This window comes from Streptomyces sp. NPDC053474, from assembly GCF_044544845.1.
In the GTDB taxonomy this organism is placed as follows: Bacteria; Actinomycetota; Actinomycetes; order Streptomycetales; family Streptomycetaceae; genus Streptomyces.
Genome location: NZ_JBITXV010000012.1, coordinates 1 through 15,069, shown reverse-complemented (window position 1 = coordinate 15,069; position 15,069 = coordinate 1). Strand labels below are relative to the sequence as shown.

Genomic DNA, 15,069 nt, shown 5'->3' with positions numbered 1-15,069 from the left:
GATCGGCATGCGCAAGGTGAAGACGATGAGGACGAGGCTCTCCGCGCTGTTCGTCGCGGCGGCCGCCACGGCTGTCACGGCGGCCCCGGTCTCCACGGCCCACGCGGCCGACGGCTACGACCGGTGCCCCGCCGGTTTCTACTGCATGTTCTCGGGGCTCGACGGGACCGGCGAGATGATCAAGCTCAGCGGAAACACCCCGGACCTCGCCCCGCTCGGCATGGACGACCACGCCAAGTCGGACTGGAACCGGACGTCGTCGACCATCTACCTCTGGTCCGAAGCGAACTACTCCGGCTGCACGGCCGTGACCTCCTCGGGCCCGACCGGCAAGGGCAACTTCTTCCCCGCCTACCGTGACTTCTTCAGCTCGGTGCAGTTCGACGGCCCCGGAGGCCCGAGCTGCGGGACGCCGCCCGGCGAGGACGGCTAGCCCCCGGGGCCTTCCGGGGCGGGGACGCCCGGGCTGCGGGGCGGAGGTCCGGGGCGCGACCGGCGGTTCTAGGATGCCGTCATGGCTGATCCGGACCCTTCGACCCGTACGTCCTCCAGGGACCCGGAGCTCGGTTTTCCACCCCCCGGCGCCGTGCTGCACCGGCTGCGCACCCAACGGGGCATGTCGCTGCGTCAGGTGGCCGCGGAGTGCGGCCTGTCCGTGTCCTTCCTCGCCTCCCTGGAGCGCGGCGAGACCGACATCGCCCTGGAGCGGCTCGGGCGCCTGGCCAAGGTCTTCGGCCACGACGTCGGCTCGTTCCTCGGCTTCTCCCGGGGCCGCGCCACGCCCTCGGTGTACCCGAGGGAGGAACAGGAGACCCTGAACCGCGCCCCGGGGGTCGTCTATCGCGTGCTGCGCGCCCCCGAGCTCGGCTACCAGGTCGTCACGGGGGACTTCGCACCGCACAGCGGCCTGGTCGAGGACCTCCAGCACGAGGGCACCGACCTGGTGACGGTCACCCGCGGCACGCTCGTGGCCCGCTACGACGGCGTCGACCACGTCCTGCGCGCCGGGGACTGCATCCAGTGGGCCGCGGGCCGTCCGCACACCTTCCGCAACGACGGTGACGAGCCCGCGCAGATGGTCGTGGTGCTGTTCTCCAGCCTGTACTGACGCTCGGGCCGGGGCGCGCCGGGCCGGGGCGCGCCGGGCCGGGAAGGCGGCGGGTCCGGGCCGCGGTGCGCCCGGACCCGCCTGAGGCTCACCTAGCGGCGTGCGGCCGCCGCGGGCTTGGGCAGGGTGCAGCCCGGCCGGTTCAGGTCGATCTTGTTGCCGGTGCCGACGCAGGGGACGACGATGTAGGTCTGCTGGGCGTATCCGATGTTGGGGCGAACGGTGACGTTGCCGTTCTGGTCGACCTCACAGGGGTTGTTGTCGGTGCAGCGCTGGCCGTCCTCGTTGATGGTGTTGTTGACGGCCACGACCTTGCCGGTCTGGTCGTCGATCACCGGTGAGCCGGAGGTGCCGCCGATGACCTGGCAGGGCTGGGTGTAGCGCAGCGAGTCCTTCCAGGTCCAGCGCCCCTCTTTGAGGCGGTACGCGAAGCCGTCGACGTTGCACTTGTACATCCGCTTCCAGTAGCCGGACGCGACGGTGATGGCACGACCGGCCTGCGGGTGCGCGGCATCGATGTCGAGGGCCTTGATGCCGTAGCGGGTCTCTATGTCGCGGTAGGTGCTGGTGAGTTCGTACAGCGAGACGTCCGTGTCGGTCATCGTGCCGTACGCGATTTTGCTGGCGCGTACGGTGCCCGCGTTGCCGCCGCTCGAATTGAGGAGCGTGAAGCTGCGGGTCGACGGCCGGTCGACGATGACCTGGCCCGGGCCGGGGAAGCCGGTCTCCAGGCAGTGGCCGTTGGACAGGACGAGCGCGCGGTCGGTGGGCTGCGAGCTGGGCACGCGCACGACGGAGCCGGAGCAGTTGCTGAGCGCCACGGTGCCCGCGAAGGTCACGGCCTTGGTCTTGACCTTGGTCTTGGCGGCGGGCTGCGTCCGTACCACCTGCTTGTCGGCCGTCGGCGCCTCGTTGCTGACGGCGGCCGCGGGCAGTGCCGTCGCGCCGAGCAGGAGCGCGGTGAAGACGGCACCGACGAGAGGCTTGTTCATGTGGGGGTCCCCTCTGATGGCTGTGTGACCGAAGGTGCTTCGGTTTTGTCATGCGCATCCTTGAGGGATCCCGCCGCCAGGACAAGACCGCGGACGGTCAAGTGCAGGGAAGACGCCGTGGGTTGTGGGCCCATGCGGCCCGGCGGGCCCGGCCGCTTCCGAACCAGCTGATGCCGTAAGGCACTTCAGCATTCCCGTGGCGAACGATATTCTGTTCTAGCATACGATTTAACGTACGAGCTTCGCGTGGGACGCACACGCGGGGCCGAGGAGCGACGACTTCGGGAGGACAGTGTGGTTCCGGAACTTGTCAGGACCTGGGCGCTGGGCTGGGCGGTGTCGAGGAGTACGCCGCCGCCGGTGGAGCGGCCCTGGGGGCTCTCCCTCGACGTGGGCGTCGCCGGTCAGGTTGCGCGGCACGTGCTGCCGTACGCCACCGAGTCCGTCGTACGCGCGGCGGCGGCCTCGGTGAGCGTGCCGGACACCTGGCTCAAGGTGCCCGGGGAGCCGGAGGACGTCGAACCCTGGCTGCCCGAGGGCTGGGTGGTCGACAAGGAGGAGTCCGGCTACTTGATGTCCGTGACCCTGCGGGCCACGGCTCCAGCCGTACCGGACGGCTACAGCGTGTCGGTGCGGACGCGCGACGGTGTCACCTTCGTGTGCCTGCATGACCGGGCGGGTGCCCTCGCCGCCCGGGGGCAGATGGCCGTCCTCGGTGAGGCCGCCGTCGTGGACCGCGTCGTCACGGAGGAAGCGCACCGCCGTCGGGGCCTCGGCAGTCACGTGATGCGCGTCCTCGCCGACGAGGCGCTCGCGCGCGGCGCGGGCCTCGGCGTCCTGGGCGCGACCGACGACGGCCGCGCCCTGTACGAGGTCCTTGGCTGGAAGCTCAACGCTCCGCTGGCGGCGTGCATCTACCGGCCGTGAGCCGCACGCCGCCGCTTCCGGCGGGAATCGGGCTCCGATGTGGTCACTCGTGAGGGTGTGGGCGGGCCCCTGTCCACACCCTCACGAGGTCTCCGCTCAGGCGGCGGCCCGCTCCACGGGAATCCACAGCTTCGCGTCCGCCCGCGCCTGGTCCGCCGAGACGTCCACCTGGAGGATCTCGGGGCCCGGCCTGCTCCGGTAGGGGTTCGACGGGAACCACTGCGTGAACACGTCCCGCCACAGGTGCTGGAGCGCCTGCGGGAACGGGCCGGAGTTCTCGAAGACGGCCCACGCGCCCGGGGGAACGGTGAGGACGTCCAGGTCCTTTGGCGCCTCGGCGCCCGTCACCACGCCGTGGTAGTAGTCGAGTTCGGTCCCCTCGGCCCGGCTGGGGTCGAGCTGGTCGCTGACCCCGACGATCCCCGCCGGCTCCTGGTCCGACAGCGCGGTGACGCGCCGCAGGGTCTCCGCGTCGATGCCGCGGATGAACTCGGCGATCGCGGGGTTGGCCCCTTCGTGGACGAGCGGGACGCGGGCCTTCTTGCCCACCACGCGGAACTCGTCCTTGTCCACGATCCGGTATCGCATACTGCTGCTCCCTTCGACGATGAGGCGGAAGGACATCCGTGGCTGGGAGCGCAGCGCCGCACCGGTGCGGCGGGCCTCGCTCGGCCCCACCCCGTGGACGGAGCGGAAGGCACGCGCGAAGGCCTCGCCCGAGCCGTAGCCGTAGCGCACCGCGATGTCGAGCAGGGTGTGCTCACCGGCGAGCACCTCGGCGCCCGCCGTGGACAGCCGCCGCAGGCGGATGTACTCGGACAGCGGGACCCCCGCCAGCGCCGAGAACAGCCGCCGGAAGTGGTACTCCGACGTCATGGCGATGCGCGCGAGCTCGCTCACCTCGATCGGCTCGCCGAGATGTGCCTCGATGTGTTCCATGGCCTCGTTGAGCCGCTCCAGCACCCGGATCTCCTTCCCTTTCGCTCCCTCACGTTAGGGAGGAGTCACCCTGCCCGACCCGACACTCTGTGCCCGGTGCGGTCGGGTCCGGCGCGCGCAGCGCGTCCAGCACGGCGCGCACCGCGGCGCGCTGCGGTGCGCCGCGCCGGACCGCCGCCGTGATGGTGCGCGTCACGGGCGTCGCGAGCTCGCTCGTGGCGACGCGATAGCGGCGGTCCACCGCCAGGCCGGGAAGCAGGGCGATCGACAGACCCGCCTCGACGTGCTGGAGGGCCAGCATGTAGTTGCTGAACCGGCACACCACCCGCGGCTCGAACCGGGCCTGGCGGCACAGGCGCAGCGCGAGGTTCGCCATGTACGACTGCGGCATGTCGAAGGCCCACGCCTCGTCCGCGAGGGACGCCAGTTCCACGGCGCCGCGCCCGGCCGCCGGATGCCCGCAGGGCACCACGAGCAGGATCGAGTCCGTGGCCAGCGGCACGAGGTCGAGGTCGGGCCCCAGGGGCAGCTCGTCGAAGTCCGTGGTCGTGATGATGAGGTCCGCGTCGCCGCCCCGCAGCGCGGGCATGCTCTCGTGCGGCTCCAGCTGGAGCACCTCGACTTCAAGGTGCGGATGCTCCCGCGCGAGCCGGGTCACCGCCGGTACGGCCATGGTGTGGACCGCGCTCTGGAACGCCCCGAGGCGCACGAGCCCGGCCGGTTCCTCGCCGAACCCGCGCAGCTCGGCCTCGACGCTGTCCATGTGGTCGAGGATCGCCCGGGCCCGCCGCGCCAGGATCAGTCCGGCCGAGGTCAGGCGCACCCGGCGCCCCGTCCGTTCGATCAGCTGGGTGCGGGTCTCGGATTCGAGCACGGCGAGCTGCTGGGACACGCTCGACGGGCTCAGGCTGGCGGCCTGGGCGACCGCCCGGACGGTCCCGAGGGTGTCGAGCTGGGTGAGCAGGCGCAGTCTCCAGGGGTTCATCACCTCACGATTATTGTTCGGTTCGTCCGAACAGGAAAGGCAGAATTGTGAGATGGACGTGCCGCTCGGGCGCCGCCTAACGTCGGTGGCATGGCTCCTTCGACCACCCCTCCGTCCCCGGCCGCTCCGGCGACCACCGCCCCCGGGCCGTCCCCTGCGTCGCCCGCGTCGGCCACGTCGGCACTGTCATGCCTGACGTCACCGTCGTCAGCGTCGTCTTCGGAGGGCTTCTGGGCCGACGCCGAGCGGCATCTCGTCCGGTACGGCGGCGCGTTCACGCGCGAGATCATCGACCGCGCCGCGGGCAGCTTCGTGTACACCGCGGACGGCCGGAAGATCCTCGACTTCACCTCCGGCCAGATGAGCGCCATCCTCGGCCACTCGCACCCGGAGATCGTCGCGACCGTCCAGCACGGGATCGCGACGCTCGACCACCTCTTCAGCGGCATGCTCAGCCGCCCGGTCGTCGACCTCGCCCGGCGCCTCGCCGAGACCCTGCCCGCGCCGCTGGAGAAGGCGCTGCTCCTGACGACCGGCGCCGAGTCGAACGAGGCGGCCGTGCGGATGGCCAAGCTCGTCACCGGCAAACACGAGATCGTCTCGTTCGCGCGGTCCTGGCACGGCATGACGCAGGCCGCGGCGTCCGCCACGTACAGCGCGGGCCGCAAGGGCTACGGCCCGGGCGCGCCCGGCAACTTCGCCATCCCCGTGCCGAACGCCTACCGGCCCGACTTCACCACGCCCGACGGCGCCCTCGACTGGCGCCGCCAGCTGGACTTCGCCTTCGAGCTGATCGACGCCCAGTCGACCGGCAGCCTCGCCGCGTGCCTCGTCGAGCCGATCCTCAGCTCCGGCGGCATCATCGAGCCGCCGCCCGGGTACGTCGCGGCCCTGCGGGACAAGTGCCGGGAACGCGGCATGCTGCTGATCCTCGACGAGGCCCAGACCGGCCTGTGCCGCACCGGGACCTGGTACGCCTTCGAGCGCGACGGCGTCGTGCCCGACATGCTCACGCTCTCCAAGACGCTCGGCGCCGGGCTTCCCCTCGCGGCCGTGGTCACCAGCGCCGAGATCGAGCAGGAGGCGTACGAGCGCGGGTACCTGTTCTTCACCACGCACGTGGCCGACCCGCTGGTGGCCGCGGTCGGCAACACCGTCCTGGACGTCCTGGTCCGCGACCGGCTCGACGAGCGGGCACGGTCCCTCGGCGCCTTCCTCCGCCAGGGCCTCACGGACATCGCCGAACGGCACGAGGTCGTCGGTGACATCCGGGGCCGGGGCCTGCTGGCCGGGCTTGAGTTCGCCGTCGACCCGGAGAGCGGGCGGAGCTCCAGCGAGCTGGGCGCACGCGTCACCCGGCGCTGCCTCGAACTGGGCCTGCACATGAACATCGTCCAGCTGCCGGGCATGGGCGGCGTCCTGCGGATGGCGCCGCCGCTGACCGCCACCGAGGACGAGCTGTCCCTCGGCCTGACGATCCTCGACCAGGCGATCAGCGAGGCCCGCGCCGGGCTCTGAGGGCGACACCAGGCCTCGGCCGAAACCCGCTGGCGCGTGCGGGCCGTCACGGACGATCATCGAGCACATGAGCGATCACCCCGCACGCTGGAGCCAGGCCACCGTCCATCCCGACATGTGGACGGACCCGGGCGACGACCCCCGTGAAGGAGCCATGCCGGAGGGCGAACTCGCGACGCTGCGGGACTTCCTCACGAACTACCGCCACACCCTGCGGATGAAGTGCGAGGGCCTGGACGCGGAGCAGCTGGCCCGCCGGTCGGTGCCGCCGTCGACGATGTCGCTGCTCGGCCTGGTGCGCCACCTCGCCGAGGTGGAGCGGGACTGGCGCGGCTGGCTCGGCGCGGGCGACCCGCCGCCGAAGCTGTACGGCGTGCGGGACGGGGACTTCGACGGCGCGGTCGCCGACCAGGCCGTCGTCGACGCCTCGTACGCCGACCTGGAGCGCGAGCAGGCGAAGACCGACGCCGCGCTGGCCGCGTACGAGGACCTGGGCGAGCGCGTGGGCAAGGACAACGTCTCGATACGGGAGCTGCTGGTGCACCGCGTGGAGGAGTACGCCCGCCACTGCGGACACGCCGACCTGCTGCGCGAGTGCGTGGACGGACGGGTCGGCCAGTGACCGCGTGACGCGGCCCCCGCACCACGGCCGGTGGACATCCGCCTCCCACCGGCCGCGGCGGCCGGACCGTCAGGCGGGCAGTGCCGCCTCGACGGCGGCCACGACCTCGGCCGCGTCGGGCTCGGTCTGCGGGGCGAAGCGCGCGACGACCGTGCCGTCGGCGCCGATCAGGAACTTCTCGAAGTTCCAGCGGATGTCGCCGGTGTGGCCCTCGGCGTCCGCCGCCGTGACCAGGTGCTGGTACAGCGGGTGCCGCTGCGCGCCGTTGACGTCGACCTTCTCCGTCATGGGGAACGTCACGCCGTACGTCGCCGAGCAGAACTCGGCGATCTCCTCGGACGTGCCGGGCTCCTGGCCCATGAACTGGTTGCACGGCACCCCGAGGACGGTGAAGCCCCGGGCGGCGTACTGCTCGTGCAGCCGCTCCAGGCCCGCGTACTGCGGGGTGAGGCCGCACTTGGAGGCGACGTTGACGATGAGGACGGCCTTGCCCAGGTACTGGGACAGGTCCGCGGGGCCGCCCTGGAGGCTCTCGATCTCTACTGCGTCGTAGACAGACATGCTGCGGAGCCTACGCTCCGGCCGTGCCCGGCGCGGAGCCGGGCCGGGCGGCCCGCGGCGGCTCGTCGCGGTGCAGCCTGCCGCGGGCGACCAGCTCGATGGCGACGGCCGTGGCGATGGCCTGCACCGCCATCAGGGCGATGAGGACGAACAGCTGCACCGCGCCCGCTTGCACGGGTGAGGCGCCGCCGAGCAGCATGCCGACGAACGCGCCGGGAAGCGTGACCAGGCCGACCGTGCGGGTCTGGTCGAGCCCGGGCAGCAGGGCGTCGGACGCGGCCGGGCGGCAGACCTCCAGACGCGCGTCGTGCGGGAGCAGACCGAGGGCCAGACCCGCCTCGAACTCGCCGAAGCGGGTGTGAAGTTCGTCCAGGGCGCGGCGCCCGGCGAGCACCGTGGCCGTGAGCGCGCCGCCGATGAGGATGCCCGTGACCGGGATCATGGCGATGCCCCGCACCGGGACGAGCCCGGTCAGGGTGAGCACGCAGACGACCGGTACGACGGGCGTCGCCAGGGGCACGGCCGCCCACCACCAGGTGCCGTTCGGGGTGACGCGGCGCCCCGCCGTGCGCGTGGCCACGGCGAGCATGAGCAGCAGAAACGCGAACAGGGCCGCCGTGTGGTGGACCACCCAGCCGATGAGCAAGGAGACCGCGGTCAGTTGGGCCGTCGCCCGCACACCGGCCACGGCGACCTCCCGGGCCCGGCCGCGCGACCCGTCCGGCGAGAGCCGAAACACCGCCGCCACCGCGGCCGCCGCGAGGAGCAGGACCAGCAGGACGACACCGAGGGTCACATTGGCGGGCAGCAGCGTCTGAGCAGCGAGTACACGCACGGACCCACCCTAGGCGCGGGGGCCGTAGGCTCCTTCCTACCGACGCGTTCGCCCCAGAGTGGGCCCGAATGCGCCGGACGGACGTACGCAGCGACAGAAGGGCGACCAGTCATGGCGCAGCAAGTGCGGGGCGTGATCGCACGCGCGAAGGGCGAGCCGGTACGGATCGAGACGATCACCGTGCCGGATCCGGGGCCTGGGGAAGCCGTGGTGCAGGTCCAGGCGTGCGGGGTCTGCCACACCGACCTGCACTATCGCGAAGGCGGCATCAACGACGACTTCCCGTTCCTGCTCGGCCATGAGGCGGCGGGCGTCGTGGAGTCGGTGGGCGAGGGCGTCACCGAGGTCGCGCCGGGCGACTTCGTGATCCTCAACTGGCGCGCGGTGTGCGGCCAGTGCCGCGCCTGTCAGCGGGGCCGCTCCCAGTACTGCTTCAACACGCACAACGCGCGGCAGAAGATGACCCTCGCCGACGGCACCGAGCTCTCGCCCGCGCTCGGCATCGGCGCGTTCGCGGAGAAGACCCTCGTCGCGGCCGGGCAGTGCACCAAGGTCGACCCGGCCGCGTCCCCGGCCGCCGCGGGGCTGCTCGGCTGCGGTGTGATGGCCGGGCTCGGCGCGGCCATCAACACCGGCGGGGTGACCCGCGGCGACTCGGTGGCCGTCATCGGCTGCGGCGGCGTCGGCAACGCGGCGGTCGTCGGGGCCCGGCTCGCCGGCGCCGCGAAGATCATCGCGGTCGACATCGACGACCGGAAGCTGGAGACCGCCCGCGGCCTCGGTGCGACCGACACCGTCAACTCCCGCTCGGCCGACCCCGTCGAGGCGGTCCGGGAGCTGACCGGCGGCTTCGGCGCCGACGTCGTCATCGACGCCGTCGGCCGCCCGGAGACGTACGAGCAGGCCTTCTACGCCCGTGACCTCGCGGGCACGGTCGTCCTGGTGGGCGTGCCGACCCCGGACATGCGCCTCGACCTGCCGCTGCTCGACGTCTTCGGGCGCGGCGGCGCGCTCAAGTCGAGCTGGTACGGCGACTGCCTGCCCTCGCGGGACTTCCCCATGCTCATCGACCTCTACCGGCAGGGGCGGCTCGACCTCGACGCGTTCGTGACCGAGACGATCGCGCTCGACGAGGTGGAGAAGGCCTTCGAGCGGATGCACCACGGCGACGTGTTGCGCTCGGTGGTGGTCTTCTGATGGCCCCCGCGACCGCGGGCCCCGTCCGCGTCGAACACCTCGTCACCTCCGGCACGTTCTCCCTCGACGGCGGCACGTGGGACGTGGACAACAACGTCTGGATCGTCGGTGACGACCGTGAGGTCCTGGTCATCGACGCCGCACACGACGCCGATGCCATCGCCGAGGCCGTGGGCGACCGGCGCGTCGTCGCCATCGTGTGCACCCACGCCCACGACGACCACGTCGACGCCGCCCCCGCGCTCGCCGAGCGCACCGGCGCGCCGGTCCTGCTGCACCCGGACGACCTGGAGCTGTGGAAGCTGACCCACCCGGACCGGGCGCCGGACGGTGACCTCTCCGACCGCCAGGAACTGGACGTGGCCGGCACGACCCTGACGGTCCTGCACACCCCGGGCCACTGCCGGGGCGCGGTCAGTCTGCACGCGCCCGAGCTGGGCACGGTGTTCACCGGGGACACGCTGTTCGCGGGCGGTCCGGGCGCCACAGGGCGGTCCTTCAGCGACTTCCCGACGATCGTCGAGTCGATCCGTGAGCGGCTCCTGACGCTGCCGCCGGAGACGGTGGTGCGCACCGGCCACGGCGACAACACGACGATCGGCGCGGAGTCCGGTCACGTTCAGGAGTGGATCGCGCGCGGCCACTGAGCGGACGGATCCCCCGGGAAAGCCACCTGCGGACATCCCCGCGGGTGGCTTTTCCACGCTGCTAACCTGTAGTAGGTGAACACACATACTGACCCTTACGCCGTGCGTGCCGAGACGCCCTCCGTCGAGACCTACCTCCAGCTGCGCGCCGCCTCCGGGCTGAGCCCCCGCACGGTCGAGCAGGCCGCGGCCGGACTGCCCCACACCTGGCACGCGGTCACCGCGTACGCCGGGGACGAGCCGGTCGGCATGGGGCGCGTCGTCGGCGACGGCGGGTGCGTCTTCCAGATCGTCGACATGGCCGTCCTGCCCGCGCATCAGGGGCGGGGTCTTGGCAAGCAGATCATGGCCGCGCTCGTCGACGCACTGGAGCGCCGCGCGCCCGAGGGGGCGTACGTCTCGCTCATCGCGGACGGCGACGCGCGCTTCCTGTACGAGAAGTTCGGCTTCCGCGACACGGCGCCCGCCTCCATCGGGATGCACCGCTGGACCTGACGGGACGCATGAGGGCGGCGCGTCGCAGGTCACGCGTGCTGGCAGCCCTCCCCGATCTCCGATAAGTTAGGCAAGGCTTACCTAATGGAGGTTGAGGATGGGTGTCCGACACATCAGCACGACCATGCCCGCGGCGGCGGCGCGCGCCCGCTCCGTGCTCGCCACCGCCTGGTCCTGCGCGGTGACCACGGAGATCGGCAGCGACGAACTCCTCGGCGCCCACAGCGTCACCGAGCGGGGCGCCGTACGCCTCGATCCCCCGGAGGACAGCGCCCTCGCGGCCGCCCTCATCTGCGCGCCGCGCGGCGCGCCGTCCACCCTCCTGGAGTTCGCGGACGTCTCGCCGGTGCCGGTGCGGGACCGGGTGCGCAGCAGGCTGTGGCTCTCGGGCTCGCTCACGGCCACGCGCGACGAGCTCCTCTTCGAGCCGACCAGCGTCGTCCTGCACGACGGCCACGGCCGCACCGGCATCGACCTCGAAGAGTTCGCGCTCGCCGACCCCGACCCACTCGCCCACGCCGAGTCCCGGCTGCTCACCCATCTCGCGGACTCCCACCCCGACGCCGTCGAGCAGCTCACCCGGCTCATCGCCGCGGAGAGCCTGAGCGGCGTCGTGAACGTCAAACCGGTGGCCGTCGACCGCTACGGCCTCACCCTGCGCCTCGAACGCGTCAGCAGTCAGGCCGACGTGCGCCTGCCCTTCCATGCGCCCGTCGAGGACCTGGGCCAGGTCACCGAGCGGATGCACGCCCTGCTCACGAAGGCGCGCCTGCTGCGCCGCCCCGCACTGCGCCCGGCGCCGCCGGAGTCCTGAGGGCCGTCGGCGGCCGAACCGCTGTTCCCCGTGGGGGAGATGAGGTTGTCGTCGAGCCAGGGGCGGTTACCGTTCGCCGGAGTGATCCAGGCATGATGGGCACCATGAGCGCGCAGAGTAAGTCTTTGCCCAACGATCCGGTGGAACCGGTTCAGGCCCTGATCGTCGTCGACATGCAGTCCGCCTTCGTCTCCGGCGACGACGCCATCCCTCACGTCGAGCGTGTGCTCCAGCGCACCGAACAGCTCATCGCCAAGGCCCGCGCGGCCGACGCCCTCGTCGTCCAGCTCCAGAACGACGGCCCGGAAGGCGCCACCGACGAGCCGGGCACGCCCGGCTGGCGGCTCCACCTGCCCGTGGACGCCGACCGCGGCGAGGTCGTGATCCGCAAGGAGTACGACGACGGCTTCGAGGAGACCGAACTGGAGGAACTCCTGCGCGAGGAGGGTGTCACCTCACTGGCCATCTGCGGCGTCATGTCGGAGATGTGCGTCAGTGCCACCGCGCGCACCGCGCTCGACCTGGACTTCCGCGTGGTCATGCCGCACGACGCCCACGGGACGTACGACATCCCGGCGGCCGAGGGCATCAGCGACGCCGTACCGGCGGCGACGGTGTCGCGCGTCGCCGAGTGGGCCCTCGGCGACGAGGTCGAGGTCGTGGCGAGCGCCGATGACGTGAGCTTCACCGCGTCCTGAGGCGCGCCCATGCGAGGGGCTGTCCGCCCGCCCGTGCGGCGGGCGGGCGGACAGCGGGCGCCGAGGGGGCGGCGCGTGTCACTCGCCGGTCGAACCGGCCCGCGCCGCGAGGACCCCGGCCACCTCGTACAGATAGCGGTTGACCGGGGTCGGCGTCCCGGTGCGCTCGCCGAGCCGGACCACCGAGCCGTTCCAGGCGTCCAGTTCGGACGGACGGCCGGACAGGATGTCGCGCTGGAGCGACGAGGTGCCCTCTGCGGGCTGCTGGTCGATGAAGTCCAGCGTCCTCGCCACGATGTCCTCCGGCAGCGGCACGTCGTGGGCCGCGGCCAACCGCTGGATCTCGGTCATGCCCTCGACCAGCAGCCGCCGCGTCCCGGGCCGGGAGCGCAGCACGCCGAACGGCGCGTCCGTCACCGTGCCGAGCCCGCCGAACGGCACCACGAACAGGAACTTGGCCCACAGTTCCGCCCAGATGTCGTCCGGCACGGCGGCGGCCACGGACGCGCCCGTGAGCGCGGACACCAGGCGCGTCACGCGCTCGGACACGCCGTTGTCCCACTCCGCGAACGCCAGCGCCGCGGGCCCGCCCACGTGGCGCACGCGCCCCGGCCCGTCGAGATGCGCGATGATCTTCGCGGTGCCGGGCAGGACCGCGCCGCGGCCGACCTCCTGAGCCACCTGCTCGGGGGCCTCCACGCCGTTCTGGAACGTCACGACGGCCGTGTCGGAGCCGACGAGCGGCTTCAGCGCGGCGATGGCGGAGGGCAGTTGCCAGGTCTTGACGCACAGCAGGACGTAGTCGACCTCGCCGATGTCGCGGGTGTCGTCGGTCGCCCGCACCGGCGCCACGGCGAAGCTCCCGGCCGTGCTGTCCACGCGCAGGCCGTCGCGCCGCAGGGCCTCCAGATGGGCGCCCCGCGCCACGAAGCGCACGTCGTGCCCGGCGGCGGCGAGCCGCCCGCCGAAGTACCCGCCGATCCCGCCGGTACCGATCACCGCGACGCGCACCTGTTCCGCCGCTGCCTTCCCCACCATGGAGAACCCCCTTGTACTGCCGGTCGTCACACCGGGCGGCCACGGCCCGGATCAGGACACCCTATGCCGCCGCCGCGGGCCGGGCGCTCACCCCCTCACAGGGGCAGCGCGCACACCGCCATGGGTGCCGCGAACGGCTCTCCGGTCAAAGTGAGTTCCCCCGTGCCCGCGTCGACGCGGAAGACGCTCACCGAGCCGGAGCGCTGGTTGCTGGCGAACAGCAGCCGCTGGGAGGGGGAGAAGGCGAGGTGCCGGGGGAAGTCCCCGCCCGCGGGCGTCGTGCCGAGGAGGCGGAGCCGGGCCCCGCTCTGCTCGACGGCGTACCGCGCCAGGGAGTTGTGCCCCCGGTTGGCGACGTACGCGAAGCAGCCGTCGCGGGTCACGAGAGGCTGCGCCGGATAGTTCGTGAGGCCGGACGGCGTGCCCGTGGACTGCGGCTCACCGGGGGTCACACGCCCCGTCGTGGGGTCGTAGGCGCAGACCACGACCGTGTTGTCGAGCTCGTTGGCCACGTACGCGAAGCGCCCCGAGGGGTGGAACGCGAGGTGCCGAGGTCCCGCGCCCGCCCGCAGCGTGACCCGGGTGACCGGGCGCAGCGTGCCCGCCTCCGTGTCGAGGCGGTACGTGTACACGGTGTCGGTCCCGAGGTCGACGGCCAGGACGTGGCGGCCGTCCGGGGACGTCACGACCTGGTGGGCGTGCGGGCCCTGCTGCCCGGGGCCCGGCTGCGGCTCGGTGTGCCGGACGAGGCCGGTGCGTGCGCCGAGCGCGCCGGAGTCCTCGATGGGGTGCACGGCCACGCTGCCGGAGGAGTAGTTGGCGCTGAGCAGCCAGCGGCCGCTCGGGTGCACGGACAGGTGACAGGGGCCGTCGCCCCCGGTGTCGCGGGTTCCGAGCACCCGGTGGGCGCCGTCGGGGGAGAGCGCGACGGCGGTCACGCCGCCCGGCGACCGCTCGTTGACGCAGTACAGCGTCCGCCCCGAGGGATGGGCCACCAGATAGGACGGGTCGAGCACCCCGGTGAGCGTCCCGGCACCCGTGATGCGGCCCGTCGTGTCGTCGTACGTGGCCAGGCCGATGCCGGAGCCGCCGCCCGGCTCGGAGGTGTAGGTGCCGAGGAAGAGGGGGCGCCCGCCGCTCCCGCTGCTGGGGAGGGGCGCGGCCCCGGCGGACGTGGTGGTGACGGCCCCGGCCGCGGCCGCGGCGAGTGTCGTAGCGATGAACCGGCGTCTGTCCATGCTGCACCTCGTGTGTCAGAAGTGACGGTCGTGGCGATGTGGCAGCCACCTTGGACCCTGGTCCGTTGAACAGGCAATAGTCGCAACATGAGTTGCATCATGTGCAACGGGTAAGAGGGGCGGCGATCGACGCCCGCCGCCCTCCTTTTGAGCAGTGACTTCCGTCTTTGCCGTCCCGCCCCTGTGTGTTTGCCAACGCATCCACGCACTCGCCGACGAGCCGTTTGACGCGCGGCCGGACCTGCTGATCGCTCATGCCGAGGGCGTTCGCGACCGTGTACTCGGGAATGGCTGGCGCGGACGGCGACCCACCTCGCCCGGCCCAGGTGGCGCACCCGGGCCGGGGGGGGGGGGGGGGGCCGCGCGCCCGCGGGGCGCCGCGGCCCCCCCCCGGCCGGGGGCCGGCGCCGCGGGGCGCGGGCGGGACTGCCACGAGGAGCCCGGGAACCGGGGCC

17 protein-coding genes are annotated in these 15,069 nt (G+C 72.6%); 10 read left to right on the top strand and 7 right to left on the bottom strand.

All coding sequences use genetic code 11. The features are described from left to right. Positions 1-25 precede the first annotated feature (25 nt). On the top strand, positions 26-433 hold the full coding sequence (locus ACIG3E_RS27100; RefSeq protein WP_399621508.1) for a peptidase inhibitor family I36 protein: 408 nt from the start codon (positions 26-28) through the stop codon (positions 431-433). A gap of 81 nt (positions 434-514) precedes the next feature. Further along, complete coding sequence (locus ACIG3E_RS27095) at positions 515-1,108, top strand: helix-turn-helix domain-containing protein (protein WP_399621506.1); 594 nt, start codon at positions 515-517, stop codon at positions 1,106-1,108. A 92-nt stretch (positions 1,109-1,200) separates the two neighbouring features. On the opposite strand, the gene ACIG3E_RS27090 is transcribed toward ACIG3E_RS27095, so the two are convergent. Next, positions 1,201-2,100 (bottom strand): serine protease, encoded by a 900-nt coding sequence (locus tag ACIG3E_RS27090; RefSeq protein WP_399621503.1) that lies wholly within the window; start codon positions 2,098-2,100, stop codon positions 1,201-1,203. 294 nt (positions 2,101-2,394) lie between these two features. Between ACIG3E_RS27090 and ACIG3E_RS27085 the strand changes: the two genes are divergently transcribed. Beyond that, on the top strand, positions 2,395-3,027 hold the full coding sequence (locus ACIG3E_RS27085; protein ID WP_399621500.1) for a GNAT family N-acetyltransferase: 633 nt from the start codon (positions 2,395-2,397) through the stop codon (positions 3,025-3,027). Positions 3,028-3,123: 96 nt separating this feature from the next. Here the strand turns inward: ACIG3E_RS27085 and ACIG3E_RS27080 are convergent, their stop codons facing one another. Continuing rightward, positions 3,124-3,990 (bottom strand): GyrI-like domain-containing protein, encoded by an 867-nt coding sequence (locus ACIG3E_RS27080; protein ID WP_399621498.1) that lies wholly within the window; start codon positions 3,988-3,990, stop codon positions 3,124-3,126. Between the two features lie 25 nt (positions 3,991-4,015). Then, positions 4,016-4,951, bottom strand: a complete 936-nt coding sequence (locus tag ACIG3E_RS27075) for a LysR substrate-binding domain-containing protein (protein ID WP_399621496.1) — start codon at positions 4,949-4,951, stop codon at positions 4,016-4,018. Positions 4,952-5,041: 90 nt separating this feature from the next. Here ACIG3E_RS27075 and ACIG3E_RS27070 point away from each other — a divergent pair, with 90 nt between their 5' ends. Both ACIG3E_RS27070 and ACIG3E_RS27065 read left to right on the top strand, forming a co-directional pair. Then, complete coding sequence (locus tag ACIG3E_RS27070; protein WP_399621493.1) at positions 5,042-6,469, top strand: aspartate aminotransferase family protein; 1,428 nt, start codon at positions 5,042-5,044, stop codon at positions 6,467-6,469. A 67-nt stretch (positions 6,470-6,536) separates the two neighbouring features. After that, entirely contained in the window at positions 6,537-7,091 is a 555-nt protein-coding gene (locus tag ACIG3E_RS27065; protein ID WP_399621490.1) for a DinB family protein, read from the top strand. Positions 7,092-7,160: 69 nt separating this feature from the next. Here the strand turns inward: ACIG3E_RS27065 and ACIG3E_RS27060 are convergent, their stop codons facing one another. Together ACIG3E_RS27060 and ACIG3E_RS27055 are read right to left on the bottom strand one after the other, a co-directional pair. Next, the gene (locus tag ACIG3E_RS27060) at positions 7,161-7,652 is read right to left on the bottom strand and encodes a glutathione peroxidase (protein WP_399621486.1); all 492 of its coding nucleotides are present in this window, start codon (positions 7,650-7,652) and stop codon (positions 7,161-7,163) included. A 10-nt stretch (positions 7,653-7,662) separates the two neighbouring features. Continuing rightward, positions 7,663-8,487: an ABC transporter permease gene (locus tag ACIG3E_RS27055; protein WP_399621484.1), complete on the bottom strand. Its 825-nt coding sequence runs from the start codon at positions 8,485-8,487 to the stop codon at positions 7,663-7,665. Positions 8,488-8,598: 111 nt separating this feature from the next. Between ACIG3E_RS27055 and ACIG3E_RS27050 the strand changes: the two genes are divergently transcribed. The 5 genes from ACIG3E_RS27050 to ACIG3E_RS27030 all read left to right on the top strand — a co-directional run bounded on the left by ACIG3E_RS27050 (position 8,599) and on the right by ACIG3E_RS27030 (position 12,338). After that, complete coding sequence (locus ACIG3E_RS27050) at positions 8,599-9,684, top strand: S-(hydroxymethyl)mycothiol dehydrogenase (RefSeq protein WP_399621481.1); 1,086 nt, start codon at positions 8,599-8,601, stop codon at positions 9,682-9,684. Next, positions 9,684-10,331, top strand: coding sequence for an MBL fold metallo-hydrolase (locus tag ACIG3E_RS27045; RefSeq protein WP_399621478.1), 648 nt, complete (start codon positions 9,684-9,686; stop codon positions 10,329-10,331). The genes ACIG3E_RS27050 and ACIG3E_RS27045 overlap by 1 nt, the downstream gene beginning before the upstream one ends. 75 nt (positions 10,332-10,406) lie before the next feature. After that, the gene (locus ACIG3E_RS27040; protein ID WP_399621476.1) at positions 10,407-10,826 is read left to right on the top strand and encodes a GNAT family N-acetyltransferase; all 420 of its coding nucleotides are present in this window, start codon (positions 10,407-10,409) and stop codon (positions 10,824-10,826) included. A 97-nt stretch (positions 10,827-10,923) separates the two neighbouring features. After that, positions 10,924-11,640, top strand: a complete 717-nt coding sequence (locus tag ACIG3E_RS27035; RefSeq protein WP_399621473.1) for a DUF2470 domain-containing protein — start codon at positions 10,924-10,926, stop codon at positions 11,638-11,640. A gap of 104 nt (positions 11,641-11,744) precedes the next feature. Then, the gene (locus ACIG3E_RS27030) at positions 11,745-12,338 is read left to right on the top strand and encodes an isochorismatase family protein (RefSeq protein WP_399621472.1); all 594 of its coding nucleotides are present in this window, start codon (positions 11,745-11,747) and stop codon (positions 12,336-12,338) included. A 78-nt stretch (positions 12,339-12,416) separates the two neighbouring features. Here ACIG3E_RS27030 and ACIG3E_RS27025 read toward each other — a convergent pair whose 3' ends face one another. Both ACIG3E_RS27025 and ACIG3E_RS27020 read right to left on the bottom strand, forming a co-directional pair. Next, positions 12,417-13,376, bottom strand: coding sequence for a 2-dehydropantoate 2-reductase (locus ACIG3E_RS27025; protein ID WP_399621469.1), 960 nt, complete (start codon positions 13,374-13,376; stop codon positions 12,417-12,419). A gap of 95 nt (positions 13,377-13,471) precedes the next feature. Further along, positions 13,472-14,614: a lactonase family protein gene (locus ACIG3E_RS27020; protein WP_399621467.1), complete on the bottom strand. Its 1,143-nt coding sequence runs from the start codon at positions 14,612-14,614 to the stop codon at positions 13,472-13,474. Between the last annotated feature and the right edge of the window lie 455 nt (positions 14,615-15,069).